Raw genomic sequence first — 19912 nt, 5'->3', positions numbered from 1 at the left:
CCGCCCCGGAGCAATGCGTTGTTTGCCGTACAACCAGGCGGAGAGATCGGTGGTCCGTGCGCGCGACCGGTCGAAACCGGACAGCGGGCGAGGAACGCACGACCACGACTTCGCGCGACGCACCGCTCTGTTCAGGACAGGGGCCGGCCTGCTCCGTGCCTGCTGTCATCGGCGTCGCCACCGCGCCAGCAACCGTCGGAGAGGACGCGTCGGATGAAGCACACCGCACCCGAGGGCTGGACCAGCGTCGCGCCGAGGGTGGTCACCGAGGACACGGCGAACGCCGGTCGATCAGCGAGGCGCCTGAGGAGTCCGCTCAGGCGTCGGCCGCAGTGGGCTCCTCCAGTGGATCGACGAGCTGCTCGCGTACGTAGTTCCAGATCACCGCGATGATCGCGGCGACCGGTACGGCGAGCAGGCTGCCCACGATGCCGGCCAGGCTGCCGCCCAGTGTCACCGCCAGCAGGATCACCGCCGCGTGCAGTCCGAGCCCTCGGCTCTGGATGATGGGCTGGAACACGTTGCCCTCCAGCTGCTGCACCACGACGATGATCGCCAGCACGATCAGCGCGTCCGTCAGGCCGTTCGACACCAGCGCGATGAGTACCGCGACGAAGCCCGCGAACAGGGCACCCACGATGGGCACGAACGCGGAGACGAACGTGAGCACCGCGAGAGGCAGTACGAGTGGCACGTCCAGGATCCACAGCCCGAGGCCGATGAAGACGGCGTCGAGCAGACCCACGAGTGCCTGCGAGCGGACGAAGGAACCCAGGGTCTCCCAGCTGCGCAGGGCGACGGCCGGGACGTCGGTGGCGAGCCGGCCGGGCAACTGGCGGGTGAGCCACGGCAGGAACCGCGGCCCGTCCTTGAGGAAGAAGAACATCAGGAACACGCCGAGCACCGCGGTGATCAGACCGTTGACCACGGTACTCAGGCCTGTGGCCACCGTGTTGACCACGCTGCCGATGCTGTCCTGGACGCGCGCCATCGCGGTGTCGAGCGCACTGGTGATCTGGCCGTCGTCGATGTTCAGCGGCGGTCCCGCGGCCCATTCGCGCAGCCGGTCGATGCCTTCCATCACGCCGTCGGTCAACTCGTCGGTCTGGGAGGACATCGGCACCGCGATCAGTGCCACGATGCCCGTGACAACCAGCAGGAACGCCACGGTCACCACTGCCGCGGCGAGGGCGGGACGCCACCCGTGGCGCCGCAGGAAACGGGCCGAGGGCCAGGTCAAGGTGGTCAGGAGCAGACCGACTATCAGCGGCCACACGACCGACCACATGCGGCCGAGGACCCACAGGGCCACGGAGAGCATGACAAGAATGAGGAGCAATTCGGCAGAGGTGCGCGCGGTGGTGCGGAGCGCGGAGCGAGTCCTCGCGGAACTCAATCTGACAGACATGGAGATCACCTTATGGTGACGCCGGTTGTCCTCCTCGCGCGAGTCCTATTTCCGCGGGCGGGAGCCGTTTCAGGGGAGCTTGACCCAGTCGAGCGTGCGCTCCACAGCCGCCTTCCACCCGGCGTACCCCCGCACGCGCCGGTCCTCGGACCACTGGGGTTCCCAGCGCCTGGACTCGTGCCAGTGGGTGCGCAGTTCTTCGGTGTCCCTCCAGAACCCCGTGGCCAGTCCCGCCGCGTAGGCCGCGCCGAGTGCGGTGGTCTCCGCGACGGCGGGACGGCTGACCGGCACGCCGAGGACGTCGGCCTGGATCTGCATGCAGAGGTCGTTGGCGGTCACACCCCCGTCGACCTTGAGCACGTCGAGGTGAACCCCGGAGTCCTGTTCCATGGCTTCGACGACATCGCGGCTCTGGTAGCAGATGGCCTCCAGGGTCGCCCGCGCGAGGTGCGCGTTGTCGTTGTACCGGGCGAGGCCGACGATGGCTCCCCGGGCGTCGGAACGCCAGTAGGGGGCGAACAGGCCCGAGAAGGCGGGGACGAAGTACATGCCGCCGTTGTCGTCGACGGTGCGGGCGAGTTCCTCGCTCTCGGCCGCCGACTTGATGATCTTCATCTGGTCGCGCAGCCACTGCACCGCCGACCCCGTCACCGCGATGGAGCCCTCCAGCGCGTAGACCACCGGGCTGTCGCCGAACTGGTAGGCCACGGTGGTGAGGAGGCCGTGCTCGGAGCGGACGAGTTCCGTGCCGGTGTTGAGCACCAGGAAGTTACCGGTGCCGTAGGTGTTCTTGGCCTCGCCGGGCGCGAAGCAGACCTGTCCCACGGTGGCCGCCTGCTGGTCGCCGAGCACCCCGCCGATGGGAATGGCGGCGCGCAGCGGCCGGGAGGTCCGGGCCACACCGTACGCCTGTGCGTGCGACGAGGGGTTGATGCCGGGGAGCATCGACCGGGGGATGCCGAAGAATCCCAGCAGTTCGTCGTCCCAGTCGAGCGTCTCCAGGTCCATCAGCATCGTGCGGCTCGCGTTGGTCACGTCGGTGGCGTGGATGCCGCCGTCGGGGCCGCCGGTCAGATTCCACAGGACCCAGGCGTCCGTGTTGCCGAAGAGGGCGTGGCCGGCTTCCGCCGCCTGGCGGACGCCGTCGACGTTCTCCAGGATCCACTGGATCTTGCCGGCGGAGAAGTAGGTCGCCGGTGGCAGTCCGGCCTTGCGGCGGATGACGTCGCCCCGGCCCGAACGTGCGAGGCTCGCCGCGATGGTGTCGGTGCGGGTGTCCTGCCACACGATGGCGTTGTAGTAGGGGCGGCCGTTGCGCGGGTCCCAGACCACGGTGGTCTCCCGCTGGTTGGTGATGCCGATCGCCGCCAGATCGGTGGCCGACAGTCCGCTGAAACGCAGGGCGTTCTGCATCACCGAGTTGGTGCGTTCCCAGACCTCCACCGGGTCGTGCTCCACCCACCCGGAGCGGGGGAGGATCTGGGCGTGCTCCAACTGGTGCTTCGCCACCTCCTTGCCGTCGTGGTCGAAGATCATGAATCGGGTGCTGGTGGTTCCCTGGTCCACCGCGCCGATGAAGTCCGCCATGCTGTGCCGCCTCTCCGGCCGGTGTCAGGCCTCGGGCGCCGGTACGCGCCCCGTTGGCTCCGGCTCCGCCGCGGGCAGGAACCGGCCGATGAAAACCTTGTACAGACCCGCGCCGAGCACGCCACCGATCAGCGGCCCGACGATCGGTACCCAGAAGTAGAGGTTCCCGTACTGATCTCGCCATGCCCCGCCGTACCCGGTGAGGAAGCTGGCCAGCCGGGGGCCGAAGTCGCGGGCGGGGTTGATGGCGTATCCCGCGTTGGTGCCGAAGGCCATGCCGATCGCGACCACGACCAGGCCGATGACGAAGGGGGCCAGGTTCGCGCCCGGCGGTGAGTTCAGCAGGTCCGTGAGGGCCAGGATCAGCAGCAGGAGGATGGCGGTGCCGATGACCTGGTCGCGGAAGGCACCCCACTCATGGACCGGGAGAGCGGTGTTTCCGTTCGCGGGGAGCGTGGAGAACACGGACTGCGTCCTGATGGTGTGGCCGGGATCGGCCTTCGCCAGCGCCTCGGTGTAGTTCCAGCGGACCAGGAGGGCTGCCACGAAGGCTCCGGCTGTCTGGGCCAGCGCGTAGGGAACCACTTTGCGCCACGGAAACCCCTTGAACACGGCGAGGGCGAGGGTCACCGCGGGGTTGAGGTGGGCACCGCTCAGCCTCGCCGCCACATAGGCGCCCAGCGTGACACCGAGCCCCCACGCCCAGGAGATGCTGTCGTGGTTCCCGAGGCCGCCCTCCGGATCCGTGAGGGCCCCGCCCGCGGACACCTGGGCCACCACGCCGCAGCCGAAGAGGATGAGGATCAGCGTGCCGGCGAACTCGGCCGACAGTTCACCCACCAAGCCGGACCCCTTGAGCCGTTCAGCCATGGAAGCTCACCTTCCGCCGGCTGAACCGGCTGTCGACTGTCCGGGACCCACAGCCGTCAGATTAAGATTACGAGCGACAAATCGCACGCAATGTACGGCCGTCCGCCTGTCCGCTCGCCGTCAGCGGGCGTCGTCCAGGGCGGGGGCGATCACGGCGAAGGCCCGGTCGGTCAGTGCGAGAGGGTCCTCGGCGCCGTCGCTGTCGCTCCAGCGCTGGAGGACGGTGTTGAACGCGGTCAGTGTCATCCCGGCGGCCAGTTGCGGATACAGGTCGACGTCGGGGGAGACCCCCAGTCGGTGAGCGATCTCCGCCGTCAGGTCGTCGCGCCACTGCCCCTGACGTTCCAGGAAGCGGGCGTGCAGGGCGGGGGTACGCAGGATGAGCTGAACCACCCGCAGCGCCCTGTCGGAGTGGTCGGCGCAGGCGGCGACGGGAACCGAGACGGCCTTCTTCAACGCCTCCGAGGGTGCTTCCTCGCCGGGGCGGGCCGCCAGCTCCGCGCGTATGCCGGTGCCCATGTCGGTCAGGAACTGGACGACCACGTCCTCCTTGGAAGCGAAGTACCGGAAGAACGTCCGCTTCGACACCCCGGCGGCGGTGGCGATCTCGTCGATGGTGACCGCGTCGAATCCCTGCTTCGCCAGCAGTTGCAGGGCCGCTTCGGTCAGTTCGTCCGAGACGAGTTGACGCTTGCGCTGGGCCAGGCTGGCTTCGGGGCGAGTGGTCACCACCTCATCGTAACTCCATGCCTTGCGTGGCACCAAGAGGCGTCTTGACACTCGGTGCCATGCGCGGCAGCGTATGCCGCATGACACAGCAGCGACGTTGGACCGCCGAACGGATTCCGGACCAGACCGAGCGGGTGTTCGTCGTCACCGGAGCCAACAGCGGCCTCGGCATGGCGACAACCCGGGCACTCGTCCGCCGGGGCGGACACGTGATCCTCGCGGTACGCGACGAGGAGAAGGGCCGGCGGGCGGCCGCGGAGATCACCTCGGAGCATCCGGATGCCGGCCTCGAGGTGCGCCGGCTCGACCTGGCCGATCTCGACTCGGTCCGGGCCTTCGCCCGCCAGGTGCGTGCCGACCATCCGCGGCTCGATGTGCTCGTCAACAACGCCGGCATCATGGCTCCGCCGCGACGCCTGAGCGCACAGGGCCACGAGCTGCAGTTCGCCTGCAACCACCTCGGCCACTTCGCGCTCACCGGACTGCTGCTCGACCTGCTGGCGGAGGGCGACGATCCTCGCGTGGTCACGACGACTTCGACCAACCACCGGCAGGGACGGCTCTTCTTCGACGACCTCACCGGCGAGCGCGACTACTCACCCATGGCCTTCTACAACCAGTCGAAGTTCGCCAACGCCGTCTTCGGACGGGAGCTGCACCGGCGGCTGACCGAGGCCGGCAGCCCGGTGCGCAGCATGCTCGCACATCCCGGCTACACCGCCACCAGCCTGCAGACGAGTGCGCCGACCGGCATGGTGAAGATGCTGTTCGGCCGCATTCTCATCCCGCTCGCCCAGTCCCCGGGCCGGGGCGCGCTGCCGCAGTTGTACGCGGCGACCGACCCGAGCGTGGAGGGCGGTGAGTTCATCGGACCGGACGGCCTGGCGGAGCTGCGCGGCGGGCCGGCACGGGTACGGCTGTCACCCGCGGCGGCGGACGCCGAGACCGGTCGCCGTCTGTGGGAGGTGTCGGAGCGGTTGACGGACGTACGCTTCCCGCTCCGGCCCGGGCCCGGCTGACCGCGGTGCCCGCTTCGGTCGAACGGGCGCTGCCGCTGCGGGCCGCGCCGACCGCCGCACTTGCCGTTTCGCGGCAGATGGTCAGCGCGGACCCGTACGAGCCGACGCGGGGCCGCCCCCTTCACGGGCCGATGGGCATCCGGCGCTTGTGGTCGGTCAGCCGGTAACGGGTGACGATCTTCTCGAAGGCCTGCTCCTCCACCGGCCTGCCCTCCAGGAAGTCGTCGATCTCGTCGTACGTCACGCCGAGGGCGTCCTCGTCGGCCTTGCCGGGGTCGAGGGTCTCCAGGTCGGCCGTCGGAACCTTGCGCACCAGCTCGGCGGGCGCGCCCAGCGCGTCGGCGACGGCGCGCACACGGCGCTTGGTGAGACCGGTCAACGGGACCAGGTCGGCGGCGCCGTCACCGAACTTGGTGAAGAAGCCGGAGACCGCCTCCGCCGCGTGGTCGGTGCCGACGACCAGGCCGTCGTGCGCGCCGGCCACGGCGTACTGGGCGATCATGCGCTGCCTGGCCTTGACATTGCCCTGCACGAAGTCCTGGTGACCGGCGTCATGGAAGGACACCCCGGCGGCGACCAGGGCCTCGAGGGCGGCGTCGCTCGCGGGCTTGATGTCCACGGTCAGCACGTGGTCGGCCTTGATGAAGGAGAGCGCGAGCTGAGCGTCGTGCTCGTCGGCCTGGACCCCGTGCGGCAGCCTCATGGCGTAGAAATGCGCCTCGTGCCCCTCGGCCCGCGCCCGCTCGACGGCGAGCTGGCACAGTCGGCCCGCGGTGGTCGAGTCGACACCGCCGCTGATACCGAGTACGAGGGAGCGCAGACCGGTGGAGGTCAGCCGCTCGGCCAGGAAGGCCACCCGGCGTTCGATCTCCCGTTCGGCGTCGAAGGTCTCCGCGACCTCCAGTTCCCGGGCGATCTCCAGTTGCAGGGCGATGGACGCCGGCTCGCTCAATTCCGCTCCTTGTTCGATCTGCAGGGGACTTCTCACCCACCCTACCCAGAGGCGCCCGGGGGATCCTGGCCGACCGGTGTGTGGAGCGCGACGTGCGGGGTGACCGTCAGGGGCCACCCCGCACGGCCGCGGGTCAGCTCAGCGGCTCCACGCGGATGTTGCGGAACCGCACCTTGTTGCCGTGGTCCTGCAACCGGATCGTCCCGGCGGCCGGCGTCTCGGCCCTGCCCGACGCGGTGGGCCCGTCGAGGACGATGTCGTCGTGGACCTTCTCGCCGTTCCACACCACCGTCACCCGGGCGTCGGCGGTCTTGCGGCCGCTGTCGTCGTAGCGGGCCGCGCGGAAGACGATGTCGTACGTCTGCCACGTCTCCGGTGCCGCCGCCGCGTTGGTGTCGGGCGCCTTCTTCAGATAGATCGCGCCGGCCTCGTTCGCAGCCGGCGAGGTGTCACCGTAGGAGTCGAGGATCTGCAGCTCGTAGCGGTCCTGAAGGAAGATGCCGCTGTTGCCGCGGTCCTGTCCGGTCACGTCCGGCGGCAGCAGTGGGACGCGGTACTCGACGTGCAGCCTGAAGTCCTGGAAGGCGTCCTTGGTGCGGATGTCACCGCAGCACACCTCCATCGACTTCTCCTCGGCCAGCGGCCATGCCACGCGCCGCCCGTCCGTGTGCTGCCACCGCTCCTGCGAGGCGGCGGTGCCGTCGAAGAGGGCGACGCGCGCGCCGTGCGGGTGCACGGTGATCAGGTCGAGGTTGACATGACCGGTGTCGCCGGGATCGTACCGGTAGGAGATCGCGTTGTGGCCGGCGCGCAGCCTCAGGCGTTCGGTCCGCGTGGACCAGGAGTCCCAGTCCCCGGTGGAGGGGAGTTCCGTCTGGCGCACCTTCTTGCCGTTGGCGTACAGGGAGAGGGACTTGGTGCCCTCGAACGGGTTCGGGCCGTTGGAATAGCGGAGGCCCACGTCGTAGGTGCCCGATTTCGGGACCGTCACGTCGAACGTCGTGGTGACCTTGCCCTCCGTGGCGTAACGGTCGACGAATCCGCTGCCGGAGTAGCCGACGTGGTCGGTGTTGATCCCGGCCCTGCCCGTCAGACGCGCCTCTTCGGCCTCGTAGAGGGTGGCGGGCGGCGGCTGCTTGCCGGGCATCTCGTTGAGCGTGTACCAGGCTTCGGTGCTCCACAGCGTCTCACCGGACGCAGAGGTGAAGGGGCGGGGGGAGCGCACGTGCACCACGCGGTCCGGCTCGAGGCCGTCCAGCCGCAGCCGGACGGTGCGGCCGTCCTTCGAGAGTGTCGCCGAGCGTACGGCCAGCTCCTCCTCGGCGATCTTCGGGCCGCCGTAGTCGGCGGTCGGCGTGTAGTGCCACTGCTCGACCTCGTAACGCGCGGCGAGCTCCGCCGCGGTCTCGTCGGAGACCGGCTGCGTGTACGTCAGGTCGAAGCCGCCCGGCACGGCCCGCATCTTCTGGATGTCGAAGGTGTTGCCGCCGTTGGGAGTCAGCTTCTGCAGGCCGAACTTGAGCTTGCCCGCCTGCCCCCAGTTGCCGTCGGCGCCCAGGCCACCGGCGTAGACCGCTCCGTCGGGGCCGACGGTGACGCGGTTGACGCCGGCCTCCAGTCCCTGGGTGTAGCGGAAGACGGCGCCCTGGTACTGGCCCTTCACCTTCTCCAGGTAGGCGCGTTGCAGGCCGCCGTAGGTGACGTCGCCGATCAGCATCTGGCCCGCGAAGCGGCCCTTGTCCAGGTACAGCGGTGTGGAGGGCGAGTTGCCGATCTCGTTCTGCGGCAGCCACAGCACCGGTTCGGTGACGGGGGAGTCCTCGAAGGGGCCGGTGGGCTCGGTGTAGTGGTTGAAGAAGCGGTCCTGCTTGATCTGGACGAGTTTCGAGGCGGGCAGCCAACCGCCCTGGTTGTCGGTGGCGAAGAGACTGCCGCCCGGACCCCAGCCGATGCCGTTGGGGGTCCGCAGGCCACCCGCGATCGGGCTGATCTTCCCCGTCTTCTTGCTGATCCTGTACGTCGTTCCGCGGTTCGGCGCGGGCTGCGGAGTGGTGGTCGCGCCGCCGAGGTCGATGGCGACGGACAGGTTCACGTAGAAGTAGCCGTCCCGGTAGAGCAGGCCGAACGCGAACTCGTGGAAGTTGCCTCCGTACGGCCAGGTGGCGACCGTGCGGTACTCGTCGGTCACGTCGTCGCCGTCCCGGTCGACCAGCCGGGTCAGTTCGTGCTTCTGCGAGACGTAGAGCGATCCGTCGACGTACTTGATGCCCATGGGTTCGCGCAGGCCGCTCGCCACCTTCTCGACGGTGACCTTGTCGCGGCTGGTCGCGCCGGTGACGTTGTCGAGCAGGTACACCTCTCCGGCAACGTTGTCGGTGCCGCCCCAGGTGCTGATGGCGAGGCGTCCGTCGGGCAGCCAGTCCATGCCGGTGACCTGCGGTTCGAATCCGTCGGGGCGCAGGTCGGTGAGGGTGAGGTCGGGGCGCACCGAGGTCAGTGGCAGGCCGTCGCCGGGGGTGTCGCGGCCGGCCTCGCACTCCTTGCGGCCCGGTGCCGTCACCCGGACGACCCCGGCGTCGGTACTCAGCGCCTCGCGGGGCACGACGGTGAAGCCGCTCTCGCCCGGTGGCATCCAGGCGAGTTGCAGTTGCTGTCCGCCGCCACGGTCGAAGTGCTCGACGCGCAGCGGGTGTGCTCCCGCGGTGAGATGGACCGTGCCGTCCTTCGGCTCCGCGCCGTGCAGCCCGTCGTGGTCGATCACCGTCGTGCCGTCGAGGGTCAGCCGTGAACCGTCGTCGCTGGTGAGCCGGAACACGTAGGTGCCGTCACGTGGCGCGAGCAGGTAACCGGACGCCTCCGAGACGAAGTTGTCGGCGATCCCGCCGAAATCGGCGGTGGTGGACCAGTCGACCGTCGGCATGAGCTTGTCGTGGTTGGGAGTCTGGCCCGGCTTGAGGGTGCACAGCTCGTCCAGCGGCGTCTGTACGTCGAACACGCGCAGCGTGACTCCGGGCTCCTGCGGCGGTATGTCCGCGGGGGCGGCCGAGGACGCCGGGGCGGCCAGGACGCCCCCGACGGAGACCGCCGACGTCAGCAGGAGAATGAGGTGTCTTCGGGCACGCCTGAACAGGCGTTGGCGCATTGGTCCTCCAGGGCGTGGGGACCGGACCGTGCCGGAAATCGCTCCGGTCTCGTGCGGTGGGACTGCACTTCCGCCGCCAAGGTAGGAGACTTCCGTTTGACATGTCCATACTTTGTCATCGATGTGTTCAAAGTTCTCGGACCCCGCCCGCTCCCGGTTCTCGGACCCCGCCCGCTCCAGCCGCCCCGCCCCGGGTCAGCGGCCCTTGCGCACCCGGGCCGCCGCGCGGGCCTCCGCCGCCTTGCGGGCCTCGGCGGTCTTGCGGGACTCCTTCGCGGGGCGCCCTGAACGGTCGCCGAGGCCGCGGAAGGGTGCGTTGCCACCGCTGCCCTTCGCCCCGGCCGGTGGACGCTTCGCACCGGTGATGGTGGTCAGCGTCTGCTCGCCGGAGCGCACGGGGGTGACGGTCGGCCGGATCCCGGCGTCGGACATCATCCGGTTCACCTCGCGCCGCTGGTCGGGCGTGACCAGGGTGACCACACTCCCGGACTCCCCGGCGCGCGCGGTACGCCCGCCGCGGTGCAGGTAGTCCTTGGCGTCGGCCGGCGGATCGACGTTGACGACGAGGTCGAGTGCGTCGACGTGGATGCCCCGGGCCGCGACGTTGGTGGCCACCAGCACGGTGACCTTCCCCTCCACGAACTGGGCGAGCGTGTGCGTGCGCTGCGGTTGCGACTTCCCGCTGTGCAGGGCGGCGGCCCGCACGCCGCTGGCCCTCAGGTGCCGGGTGAAACGGTCGACCCCGGCCTTGGTGTCCAGGAACATCAGCACCCGGCCGTCCCGCGCGGCGATCTCCGTCGCGGTCGCGTACTTGTCGGCGGGGTGAATGGTCAGTACGTGGTGTTCCATCGTGGTGACCGAGCCCGACGCCGGGTCGACCGATGCGACGACCGGGTCGTGCAGATGGCTCCGCACCAGCTGGTCGACGTCGCGGTCGAGCGTGGCCGAGAACAGCAGCCGCTGCCCGTCGGCGGGCACCTGGTCCAGGATGCCCGTGACCTGCGGCAGGAACCCCAGGTCGCACATCTGGTCCGCCTCGTCCAGCACCGTGATCCGCACGTCGTTCAGGTGGCAGTCACGTCGCGACACCAGGTCGGCCAGCCGCCCCGGGGTCGCGACGACGACTTCGGCGCCGTCGCGCAGCTGCGCCGCCTGCCGGTTGATGGCCAGCCCGCCGACCACCGTCGCCAGTCGCACGCCGAGCGTCCGCGCGTACGGTGTCAGCGCGTCGCTCACCTGCTGGGCGAGTTCCCGCGTCGACACCAGGACCAGCGCGAGGGGCCGCTTCGACCCGGCCCGCCGCCCCGCGGTCCTGACCAGCAGGGCGAGCCCGAAGGCCAGCGTCTTGCCGGAGCCGGTCCGCGCGCGGCCGAGGACATCGCGGCCGGCCAGCGCGTCGGGCAGGGTCGCCGCCTGGATGGGGAAGGGCTCCGTCACGCCGAGGCCGGTCATCGTCTTCAGCAGCGCGGGCGGCAGCCCGAGCGCGTCGAAGGACCTGGACGGCGGCCCGTCCACCGCCTCGGACGGCGTTGTCGTTCGCTGGGACCTGCCGGCCCGGGGAGCGCCGGGGGCCGGTGACGGCTGCGCGTTCATGGGGGACCTTCCTGATCAGGCGCCCGGAACGCGCCCGGGTCCGTACCCTTCGGTACGGACCCGGGCGCTTCAGAGCGTGACCCCAGTTTACCAGCGGGTACCGGAGGCCCGGCCGGTCCGCGGAGACCTCACGCGAGGCACTCCTGCGCGTCGCCCGGAGGGCGTACCGGCGCGGCCCCGCGGCGGCGCGTGCGGATCCGGTCGGTTCCCGCCCGGGCGGGCGGCCGTGCGGATCGCGAGTGCGGCCTCCGCGAGAGCGGTGACCGGGCCGGGTGATCCTGTGTGCGGGCCCCTGCTTCGCCCGGCCGTCGTCTCGTCTCTCGGCGAGAGGCTCGGCGAGAGACCTGGCGAGGGGCTGGGACGGGGACGATGGGGCCTACTTGGATTCGACCCGTCCGAACGGGTTAGGACCGGCCGTGAGCTCGTCACGCGCCGCCTGCCAGGCGAAGTCCCCGGGATACAGCTCGCTGCGCAGATAGGCGCAGGTGAGCCGCTGGACCGCGGCCACTCGCTCGGGATTCTCGTCCGTCGTCTCGGCGGCGTCGTAGCCGGCGACCCCGCCGAGCCCGTGCTCCGCGTCGAACAGGGTGAGCAGGGACTTGGGGGCCGGGGCGAGGAAGTACGGGTCGGCATGCCACTCGGGCCCACGGACCGTCAGGTGGGCGGAGTCGTCCTGGTCGCCGGCGACCACGAGGGCGGGCGTCGTCATCCGGGAGAAGTCGGTGGTCAGGAAGAAGGAGAGGTTCTCGGCAGCGGACTGGCTGAGGGCGTCGCCGCCCCGGCCGGGTGCGGCGAGCAGGACACCCGCCTTGATCCGGGGCTCGGTCAGGTCCACTTCCCTTCCGTCGTCCGGATCGGTGAGCCGGGCTCCCAGCAGCAGGCTCGCGGTGTGCCCGCCCATCGAGTGCCCGGCCACGGCGACCCTGCTTCGGTCCAGGCGTCCGAGCAGCTGCGGAACGGCGGCTTCCAGCGCGTCGAGCTGGTCGAGGACGCGCGTCATGTCCTCGGCCCGTGACCGCCAGAACAGCGGCGCCCCGGGAGTGGTGGGATCCAGCCTCAGCGTCCTGGAGCTCAGGTGGGTGGGCTGGATGACGACGAAGCCGTGCGCCGCCCAGTGGTGGGCGAGGGGAGCATAGCCGTTCAGGGAGGAGAGGTGGTTCGAGTAGCCCTGCCCGTGCGAGAGGAGGATGACCGGCAGGCCGCTCCCGGTGACGGGTGCGCAGACCCGTACCTCCAGGTCCACGGCCCGGCCGGGGGCCGGCAGCACGACCGGAGCGACCGAGAGGACGGGAGCGGGCGAGCCGGCGAGGCCGGTTGCGCAAGTCGGTGCGTTCATGATGCGTGGTCCGTTCGACGACCGCCGCGGTCGGGCTGGTCCGGTCGGCGGCGGTGAGGGGCGGTCAGGGGCGTCCGTAACTCGGGCGACCCGAACCGGAACACTGTCCCGATTACGATACGGAACGCTGTCCCGTTTGGTCAACGGTGCCCGGGTGGGGAGTGTGCGCACTCGGCGCCGCGGCCTGCGCCGGAGGGATCAGGGCCTGCTGCGCGCCGCGCGCACGCGGCGGTGGCTCCAGGTGAGCAGGGCGAGCAGGACGACGCCCGAGATGATCAAGCTCGCCCCGGTGGCCCATCCGGAGTACGGCACTTGGGGAAGCAGGCCCCATGCGACGCCCGCGGCGATGAGGAACAGCCCCACCAGAACCGAGCCGGTGATGCGCCAGGGTGAGGAGACGCTCTCCTCGGCCGCCCGCATCGCCTGTCTGCGGACGGGGGTGACGAACCGGTCCAGTGCCGGGACGGCGCGCGCCAGCAGCACCATCCCCGCGAACACGAGCAGCAGACCCGGTCCGGGCAGTACCAGCAGGGCGACGCCGATCACGACCAGCACGGCGCCGAGGGTGCCCAGGACGGCCCGCCGGATCGATTCGACACTGCGCGCCATGGCGCCCCACCTTCCTGCGGTCGGCAAGAATTCCGGTTCCGTCGGCCCGCCCAACCTTAGGCAGGCATCGGGGTACGGGCGATTCCGCCCGCTCCGTCCGCCGGGCGGTCCGGCTCGATGGCGGGACGCTGTTCCCGCGGCGGCCGGGTGGCTGAACGATCCGGACGGTGAGCACCGTGATGCGGCCGGGCCGCCCGGGGATGTCCACGGTGGTCCCGGGTGCCAGCCCGGGACCACCCGCCCGCACGGCTGGGCGGGGGCGGTACCCCGGGCGGTGGTCGGCATGACAAGCTGGGGTCCTGTTGTCCGAGCCCAGGAGGTCACCATGACTGCAGAGTCTTCATCGCAAGCAGGTTCGGAGTCGCCCGACGTCGAGAGCCCTGCCCTGACGCCCGACGAGGACGGCCAGTACGACCTGAAAGGCAAGTTCCGCGAGGCCCTGGAACGCAAACGCGGGAAGCAGGCGGAGGCCGCGGCCCTCGCCGCGCACACCGACGCGTCGAAGGTCCGCGGCGCGCACGGTCCGGCTGCGAGCCAGCGGTCGTTCCGGCGCAAGAGCGGCGGCTGACGGCGCCGGAACAGCAGTGTGTGAGGGCCTGGCCGGCGCATACCGGCCGGGCCCTCGCCGTGTCCCGACGTCACGTACCGGGCGTCCGCCTGCTCGGCTCGGCGCGCGCCACCGGCTCCGGCACGACCACGACCGCGGCCGACTCCACCGCCGGCAGCACGGACAGCCGGACCGCACCGGCCACTAGAGGTGGGGCTCCGCCGAGGAGCATGCCGATGAACGCGCCGGCAGGGTGACCGGCCCGGCGGTGCTGGTCCGGTCGAGTGCCGGGATCAGCGCACCGGCGGCCGACGGCCGGGTGATCTCCAGGCCCGGTGGTGACGATCGCGCGGGCGTGCCCGAGTCGGGCCGACGCCGCGACCGCGGCGCCGGCGGCGAGCAGCAGGGCGAGTGCGGCGCCGAGGGCCGCGTTCGCCGGGAGCAGGGCCGCGCCCGACGTGGTCACAGCCCCACCCTGTGGCGGGGGCGGTCAGGGACGGCTGGTCAAGTAGCCGCCCATGGAGGTGAAGTACTCCGTCGCGGACAGCTCCCGCCCGTCGTCCGTCCGTACGCGCGTGATGGCGAGGCCCGGGTTGCGGCCGGTGCGCGCGTCGGCGCCGGCGACGATCACCACGCCGTCACCTTCGCGGTAGAAGACGCGGCCGGGAGTGCCGCCGTAGCGGCCCTGTGACACCACGGCGGCGAGGACCTCGAGCCGCCTGCCCCGGTGGAAGGTGAAGGCGCTGGGGTAGGGCTCGGACTGGGCGCGGACCAGGCGTTCCAGGTCCTCGGCAGGCCAGCTCCAGTCGATGCGGATGTCCTCGACGGACCGCTTGTGGAAGAAGCTCGCCCGGGACCGGTCCTGTTTGGTGAACTCCGTCTGTCCGGCGGCGATGAGGCCGAGTGCGCCGGTGGTGACCGGGGCGATGAGGCCGACCGTCTTGTGGAAGAGATCGGTGGCGGTGTCCGCCGGTCCGACCGGTACCGCGTCCTGCCGGACGATGTCGCCGGCGTCGAGTTCGTCGTTCATCATGTGGGCGGTGACGCCCACTTCGGACTCTCCGTTGATCAGCGCCCAGATCAGCGGAGAGAAGCCGGCGTACTTCGGCAGCAGCGAGTCGTGGATGTTGAGCGTGCCGTGGCGCGGGAGGCCGAAGATGCGCGGGGGGATCCACGTCCGCCAGTTGTTGGCCACGATGATGTCCGGGTCGGCCTCCTCGAGGCGTTCGAACAGCTCGTCGTCGTCGGGGCGGTTGCGGATCAGTACCGGGACGCCGTGCTCTTCGGCGAGGTCGGCGACGGAGTCGCTCCAGATCTTCTCGTACGCGTGGTCGCTCTTGGGGTGTGTCACGACCAGCACCACGTCGTGTTCGGAGTCCAGGAGGGCCTGCAGGGTGCGGTGCCCCCACGTCTGGTAACCGAACATGACGACCCGCATGGGGTTCCTCCTCGAGGCAGGGGACAGCCCGGTCAAGTAAAGCAAGGCTTACCTTAGTTCACAACAGCCGTGCGTGACAGGTCAATTGACGGCGCCGGCTGCCGAGTTGTCCTATCGACAGCTTCGCGCTATTAGCTTAGGCTCACCTAAGTTCCCGGCGGCCGCTCCGCCGGCATGTCCCGGTTCGGCAATCCCCCACGTTTGACAGGCGACTGTCCCGCACGATGGGAGTGACATGTCACAGGTTCTTCCTGATGACGTACCACCGGTCCACGACCTCATTGGCATCGGCTTCGGACCGTCCAATGTCGCCATGGCGATCGCGATCAGCGAGCACAACGCACGCCCCGGCGGGCAGGAGGTGATCACCGCTCGCTTCTTCGAGCAGCAGCCGCGCTTCGGCTGGCACCGCGGCATGCTGATCGACGACGCGACCATGCAGGTGTCCTTCCTGAAAGACCTGGTGACCCTGCGGAACCCGGCCAGCGAGTTCAGCTTCCTCTGCTACCTGCAGAGCAAGGGGCGGCTGATCGACTTCATCAACCACAAGAACCTCTTCCCGCTGCGGGTGGAGTTCCACGACTACTTCGAGTGGGCCGCGGCCCAGGTAGACGACATGGTCTCCTACGGTCACGAGGTCGTCGGCGTCGCACCCGTCGACCGTGACGGGGCCGTGCACCACCTGGAAGTGACGGTCCGTTCGGGGGAGGGACTCGAGGTTCACCGGGCCCGCAACCTCGTCATCGGCACCGGGTTGCGCCCCCTCCTGCCGGAAGGCGTGGAGCGCGGCGACCGCGTCTGGCACAACTCCGCACTGCTGACGAAGGTCGGCGGGCTGGAGGGCACCTCACCCTCTCGATTCGTCGTCGTCGGCGCCGGGCAGAGCGCCGCCGAGAACGTCGCCTACCTGCACCGGCGCTTCCCCGAGGCCGAGATCTGCGCCGTCTTCAGCCGCTATGGCTACAGCCCCGCCGACGACAGCGGATTCGCCAACCGGATCTTCGACCCCGCCGCGGTCGACGACTACTTCGCCGCGCCCGGCAGCGTGAAACGCCGGCTCATGGACTACCACGGCAACACCAACTACTCCGTGGTGGACATCGACCTGATCGACGACCTGTACCGGCAGACGTACCGGGAGAAGGTGCTCGGCACCGAGCGGCTGCGCTTCCTCAACGTGTCCCGGCTCACGGACGTCGAGGAGACGCCGGACAAGGTCCGCGTCACCGTGAAGTCCCTGGTCACCGGCGAGGAGTCGCTCCTCGACGCGGACGTCGTGGTCTTCGCCACCGGCTACGGTCCGGCTGACCCCCTCGGTCTTCTCGGCGAGGTCGCGGACCGCTGCCTGCGCGACGACGAGGGCCGCGTCCGCGTCGAGCGCGACTACCGCGTCGCGACCGACCCCGGCCTGCGCTGCGGCATCTACCTGCAGGGCGGCACGGAGCACACCCACGGCATCACGTCGTCCCTGCTGTCCAACACCGCCATCAGGGTCGGGGAGATCCTGGAATCGCTCCTCGGCCGAGGGCTCAAGTCCGCTTCCGACGAGGCGCGAACGGTCGCCGACGGAACCGGCACCACCGCCCGTTAGTCTACGTCGCTATGGCCACGACTGCGGTTGAACGCCCCACGCCCGGGAGCACAACGGAGGCCCGCCGACGGCGGGTTGCGGGTCTGGGCGTCCTCGCGGTGGTACTCGTGGCCGCGGCAGCGGCGTCGTTGGCCGTCGGAGCGCGCGCGTTGAGTCCTGGCGAGGTGTGGCACGGACTGTTCGCGGCGTCCGACCCCGACCAGCGACTCACCGAGATCAGGCTCATCGTGCGGACCGTGCGGGTGCCCCGCACGGTGCTCGCGGTCGTGGCGGGCATCGCCCTGGGGATCGGCGGCGCACTGATCCAGGGGTACACGCGCAATCCGATCGCCGACACGGGCCTGCTGGGGGTGAACTCCGGAGCCTCGTTCGCCGTGGTGTCGGGGATCGCGCTGTTCGGGTTCACCGACCCGTTCCAGTACGTCTGGTTCGCCTTCCTCGGGGCAGCGGTCGCGGGTGTGGTCGTGTTCGGGCTGTCCAGCATCGGCCGGGGCGCAGGCAACCCGTTGACGCTCGCGCTGGCCGGGCAGGGCGTCACCGTGTTCCTCGCGGCGATGACCACGGCGGTCGCCCTGACGGACAAGGCCTCGCTCGACGCGCTGCGGTTCTGGAACGCGGGCTCGGTCGCCGGTGTCGGGTTCGACGTCATCTGGCCGGTGACCGCGTTCATCGCGGTCGGGCTGGTACTGGCGCTGACCACGCTCCCCGCCGTCAACCTGCTCAACCTGGGTGACGACGTGGCGCGAGGCCTCGGGGTGAACATCGCGCTGACCCGGACCGTCGGCATCGTCGCCATCACCCTGCTGGCGGGCGCGGCGACGGCGGCGTGCGGTCCCATCGCGTTCATCGGTCTCATGGTGGCCCACGTGGCCCGGTACCTGACCGGGCCGGACTATCGCTGGCTGGTGCCGTACGCGGGGCTGCTCGGAGCCGTCGTCCTGCTGGTCTGCGACATCGTGGGGCGCCTGGTGGTGCGGCCGGGGGAACTGGACGCGGGTGTCCTCGTCGCACTCCTGGGCGCCCCGTTCTTCGCGGCTCTCGTGTGGCGCGGAAAGTTCAAGAACGCATGAACGGGGCGGACGTGAAGCCGAACGGGGCCGGCGTGAAAGCGAACAGGGCCGGCGTGAAGGCGAACGGGGCGGATGCGAAGCCGGCTCTGACGCCCGGGGTGCGGCTCGGACACGTGTCCTTCGTGTGGCGGCCCTGGATCGCGTGCGTCACGCTGCTGTTGACGGCGGCGGTCTTCCTGGTCTTCTGCCTGTCCATCGGCGTCGGGGACTTCCCCATCGGCCTGCCCCGGGTGGTCGCCACCGTCTTCGGCCGGGGTGAGCAGGTCGACGAGTTCGTGATCATGGACCTGCGGATGCCCCGCGCCCTCGCCGGCCTCGTCGTGGGGATCGCGCTGGGTGTGTCCGGCGCACTCACGCAGTCCATCGCGCGCAATCCGCTGGCCAGCCCGGACATCCTGGGCATCACCAGTGGTGCCAGTGCGGTAGCGGTGTTCCTCGTGACCGTGTCGGGCGGCACCGCCGCCGCGATCGTCGACGCCGTGGGCCTGTCCGCGGCGGCGCTCGCGGGCGGTCTCGGCACCGGCCTGCTGGTGTACTTCCTGGCATGGCGGCGCGGGATCGACGGCTTCCGGCTCATCCTCATCGGCATCTCGGTGAGCGCCGTGATGCAGGCGATCACGACCTGGCTGCTGGTCGAGGCCGACATCAGGGACGTGGCCCGGGCCCAGGCGTGGCTGGTCGGCTCGCTGGACAACCGGGGGTGGAACGAGGTCAGGGTGGCGCTGTGGGGCACGCTCGTCCTCCTGGTCGTGGTGGCGTGCGTCGCCTTCCAGTTCAAGCCGATGCACTTCGGCGACGAGGTCGCCGCGGGTCTCGGCGTCCGGTACTCGATGGTGCGGGCGGTCCTGCTGCTGTGCGCGGTGCTGCTGGCCGGCGTGGCGGTGAGCGCGGCGGGGCCGGTCCCCTTCGTCGCGTTGGTGGCTCCGCAGGTGGCGATGCGTCTGGCCAAGTGCCCGACACCGCCGTTGGCGGCCTCCGGCATGGTGGGAGCGCTGCTGCTGATCGGCTCGGACCTGATCGCGCGCACGGCCCTGCCGGTCTCGCTCCCGGTCGGTGTGGTCACCGCCGCGATCGGCGGCCCCTTCCTCGTCCATCTGCTGGTGCGGGCGAACCGCAGATAGCTGGTACAAAGTAAGGCGAGCCTAAACAAGGGGGCCTTGTGGTCGTTCAGTCCATCACCGCGACCGAGTCCGAAGTCGACGGTGCCTCACGGCTGGCAGCCAGGGGCGTCACGGTCGGGTACGGCGCCCGGACCGTCATCGACGACCTCGACGTGGCGATCCCGCCCGGGGTGATCACCACGATCATCGGTCCCAACGGCTGTGGGAAGTCGACCCTGCTGCGGACGCTGTCGAGGCTGCTCAAGCCGGCCAGGGGGACGGTCGTGCTCGACGGCGAGGACATCGTCACGCTCCGGACCAGGGACGTGGCGAAGAAGCTCGGCCTGCTGCCCCAGGCGCCGGTCGCGCCCGACGGGCTGACGGTGTCCGACCTGGTCGCCAGGGGCCGTCACCCGCACCAGAGCTGGCTGCGGCAGTGGTCGTCGGACGACGCCGCCGTCGTGGAGCGTGCGCTGGCCATGACCGGCGTGTCCGACCTGGCCGACCGTCCGGTCGACTCGCTCTCCGGCGGTCAGCGGCAGCGTGTCTGGATCTCGATGACCCTGGCCCAGGGCACCGACCTGCTGCTGCTGGACGAGCCGACCACCTACCTGGACCTGGCGCACGCGATCGACGTGCTCGACCTGGTGGACGACCTGCACGAGTCGGGGTGCACCGTGGTCATGGTGCTGCACGACCTCAACCTGGCCACGCGGTACAGCGACAACCTCGTCGTGATGAGGGAGGGGCGCATCCTGGCGCAGGGCCACCCGCGCGACGTGATCACCGCCGAACTGCTGCACGACGCCTTCGGATTGCGCGCCAAGGTGATCGGCGACCCGGTGGGAGACCGCCCGCTCATCGTGCCGATAGGGCGTACCCACGCCGAACTCGGCGGAGCAGCCACAGAGTTGTGAAAGT

At 70.4% G+C, this 19912-nt stretch carries 17 protein-coding genes; 6 read left to right on the top strand and 11 right to left on the bottom strand.

The window, feature by feature from the left end; all coding sequences use genetic code 11:
- Positions 1-316: 316 nt before the first annotated feature.
- From ACH4F2_RS10040 to ACH4F2_RS10025, 4 genes are all read right to left on the bottom strand, one after another.
- Entirely contained in the window at positions 317-1408 is a 1092-nt protein-coding gene (locus ACH4F2_RS10040; RefSeq protein WP_398132213.1) for an AI-2E family transporter, read from the bottom strand.
- A gap of 69 nt (positions 1409-1477) precedes the next feature.
- On the bottom strand, positions 1478-2995 hold the full coding sequence (gene glpK / locus ACH4F2_RS10035; protein WP_398132212.1) for a glycerol kinase GlpK: 1518 nt from the start codon (positions 2993-2995) through the stop codon (positions 1478-1480).
- A gap of 24 nt (positions 2996-3019) precedes the next feature.
- A complete protein-coding gene (locus ACH4F2_RS10030) occupies positions 3020-3865 on the bottom strand; it encodes an MIP/aquaporin family protein (RefSeq protein ID WP_398132211.1) in 846 nt (281 codons plus the stop codon).
- A gap of 120 nt (positions 3866-3985) precedes the next feature.
- Positions 3986-4594 (bottom strand): TetR family transcriptional regulator, encoded by a 609-nt coding sequence (locus tag ACH4F2_RS10025; protein WP_398132210.1) that lies wholly within the window; start codon positions 4592-4594, stop codon positions 3986-3988.
- A gap of 80 nt (positions 4595-4674) precedes the next feature.
- Between ACH4F2_RS10025 and ACH4F2_RS10020 the strand changes: the two genes are divergently transcribed.
- Entirely contained in the window at positions 4675-5613 is a 939-nt protein-coding gene (locus ACH4F2_RS10020) for an oxidoreductase (protein ID WP_398132209.1), read from the top strand.
- Positions 5614-5734: 121 nt separating this feature from the next.
- Here the strand turns inward: ACH4F2_RS10020 and nadE are convergent, their stop codons facing one another.
- From nadE to ACH4F2_RS09995, 5 genes are all read right to left on the bottom strand, one after another.
- Complete coding sequence (gene nadE / locus ACH4F2_RS10015; protein WP_398132208.1) at positions 5735-6565, bottom strand: ammonia-dependent NAD(+) synthetase; 831 nt, start codon at positions 6563-6565, stop codon at positions 5735-5737.
- A 133-nt stretch (positions 6566-6698) separates the two neighbouring features.
- Positions 6699-9707, bottom strand: coding sequence for a family 16 glycoside hydrolase (locus tag ACH4F2_RS10010; RefSeq protein WP_398132207.1), 3009 nt, complete (start codon positions 9705-9707; stop codon positions 6699-6701).
- Between the two features lie 195 nt (positions 9708-9902).
- On the bottom strand, positions 9903-11300 hold the full coding sequence (locus ACH4F2_RS10005; RefSeq protein WP_398132206.1) for a DEAD/DEAH box helicase: 1398 nt from the start codon (positions 11298-11300) through the stop codon (positions 9903-9905).
- Between the two features lie 376 nt (positions 11301-11676).
- On the bottom strand, positions 11677-12636 hold the full coding sequence (locus ACH4F2_RS10000) for an alpha/beta hydrolase family protein (RefSeq protein ID WP_398132205.1): 960 nt from the start codon (positions 12634-12636) through the stop codon (positions 11677-11679).
- Positions 12637-12834: 198 nt separating this feature from the next.
- A complete protein-coding gene (locus ACH4F2_RS09995; protein WP_398132204.1) occupies positions 12835-13245 on the bottom strand; it encodes a PGPGW domain-containing protein in 411 nt (136 codons plus the stop codon).
- Positions 13246-13570: 325 nt separating this feature from the next.
- On the opposite strand from ACH4F2_RS09995, the gene ACH4F2_RS09990 reads away from it, so the two are divergent.
- Entirely contained in the window at positions 13571-13813 is a 243-nt protein-coding gene (locus ACH4F2_RS09990) for a DUF5302 domain-containing protein (protein WP_398132203.1), read from the top strand.
- A gap of 70 nt (positions 13814-13883) precedes the next feature.
- Here ACH4F2_RS09990 and ACH4F2_RS09985 read toward each other — a convergent pair whose 3' ends face one another.
- Both ACH4F2_RS09985 and ACH4F2_RS09980 read right to left on the bottom strand, forming a co-directional pair.
- Positions 13884-14258 carry a hypothetical protein gene (locus ACH4F2_RS09985; protein WP_398132202.1) on the bottom strand — a complete coding sequence of 125 codons (375 nt, stop codon included), beginning with the start codon at positions 14256-14258 and terminating at the stop codon, positions 13884-13886.
- Positions 14259-14282: 24 nt separating this feature from the next.
- Positions 14283-15230 carry a methionyl-tRNA formyltransferase gene (locus ACH4F2_RS09980; RefSeq protein ID WP_398132201.1) on the bottom strand — a complete coding sequence of 316 codons (948 nt, stop codon included), beginning with the start codon at positions 15228-15230 and terminating at the stop codon, positions 14283-14285.
- A gap of 235 nt (positions 15231-15465) precedes the next feature.
- Here ACH4F2_RS09980 and ACH4F2_RS09975 point away from each other — a divergent pair, with 235 nt between their 5' ends.
- Genes ACH4F2_RS09975 through ACH4F2_RS09960 form a run of 4 tightly spaced genes read left to right on the top strand, consistent with a single transcriptional unit; the run spans position 15466 to position 19908 of the window.
- Entirely contained in the window at positions 15466-16821 is a 1356-nt protein-coding gene (locus ACH4F2_RS09975) for a lysine N(6)-hydroxylase/L-ornithine N(5)-oxygenase family protein (protein ID WP_398132200.1), read from the top strand.
- 11 nt (positions 16822-16832) lie between these two features.
- Positions 16833-17891, top strand: a complete 1059-nt coding sequence (locus tag ACH4F2_RS09970; RefSeq protein WP_398132199.1) for a FecCD family ABC transporter permease — start codon at positions 16833-16835, stop codon at positions 17889-17891.
- Positions 17888-19012, top strand: coding sequence for a FecCD family ABC transporter permease (locus ACH4F2_RS09965; protein WP_398132198.1), 1125 nt, complete (start codon positions 17888-17890; stop codon positions 19010-19012). Before ACH4F2_RS09970 ends, ACH4F2_RS09965 begins: the two co-directional genes overlap by 4 nt.
- Positions 19013-19050: 38 nt before the next feature.
- Positions 19051-19908 (top strand): ABC transporter ATP-binding protein, encoded by an 858-nt coding sequence (locus tag ACH4F2_RS09960; protein ID WP_398132197.1) that lies wholly within the window; start codon positions 19051-19053, stop codon positions 19906-19908.
- Positions 19909-19912: the final 4 nt, after the last annotated feature.

Origin of the sequence: Streptomyces sp. NPDC017890, assembly GCF_044328675.1 — a bacterium.
Lineage (GTDB): Bacteria > Actinomycetota > Actinomycetes > Streptomycetales > Streptomycetaceae > Streptomyces.
This window is presented reverse-complemented; position numbering and strand designations above follow the sequence as displayed.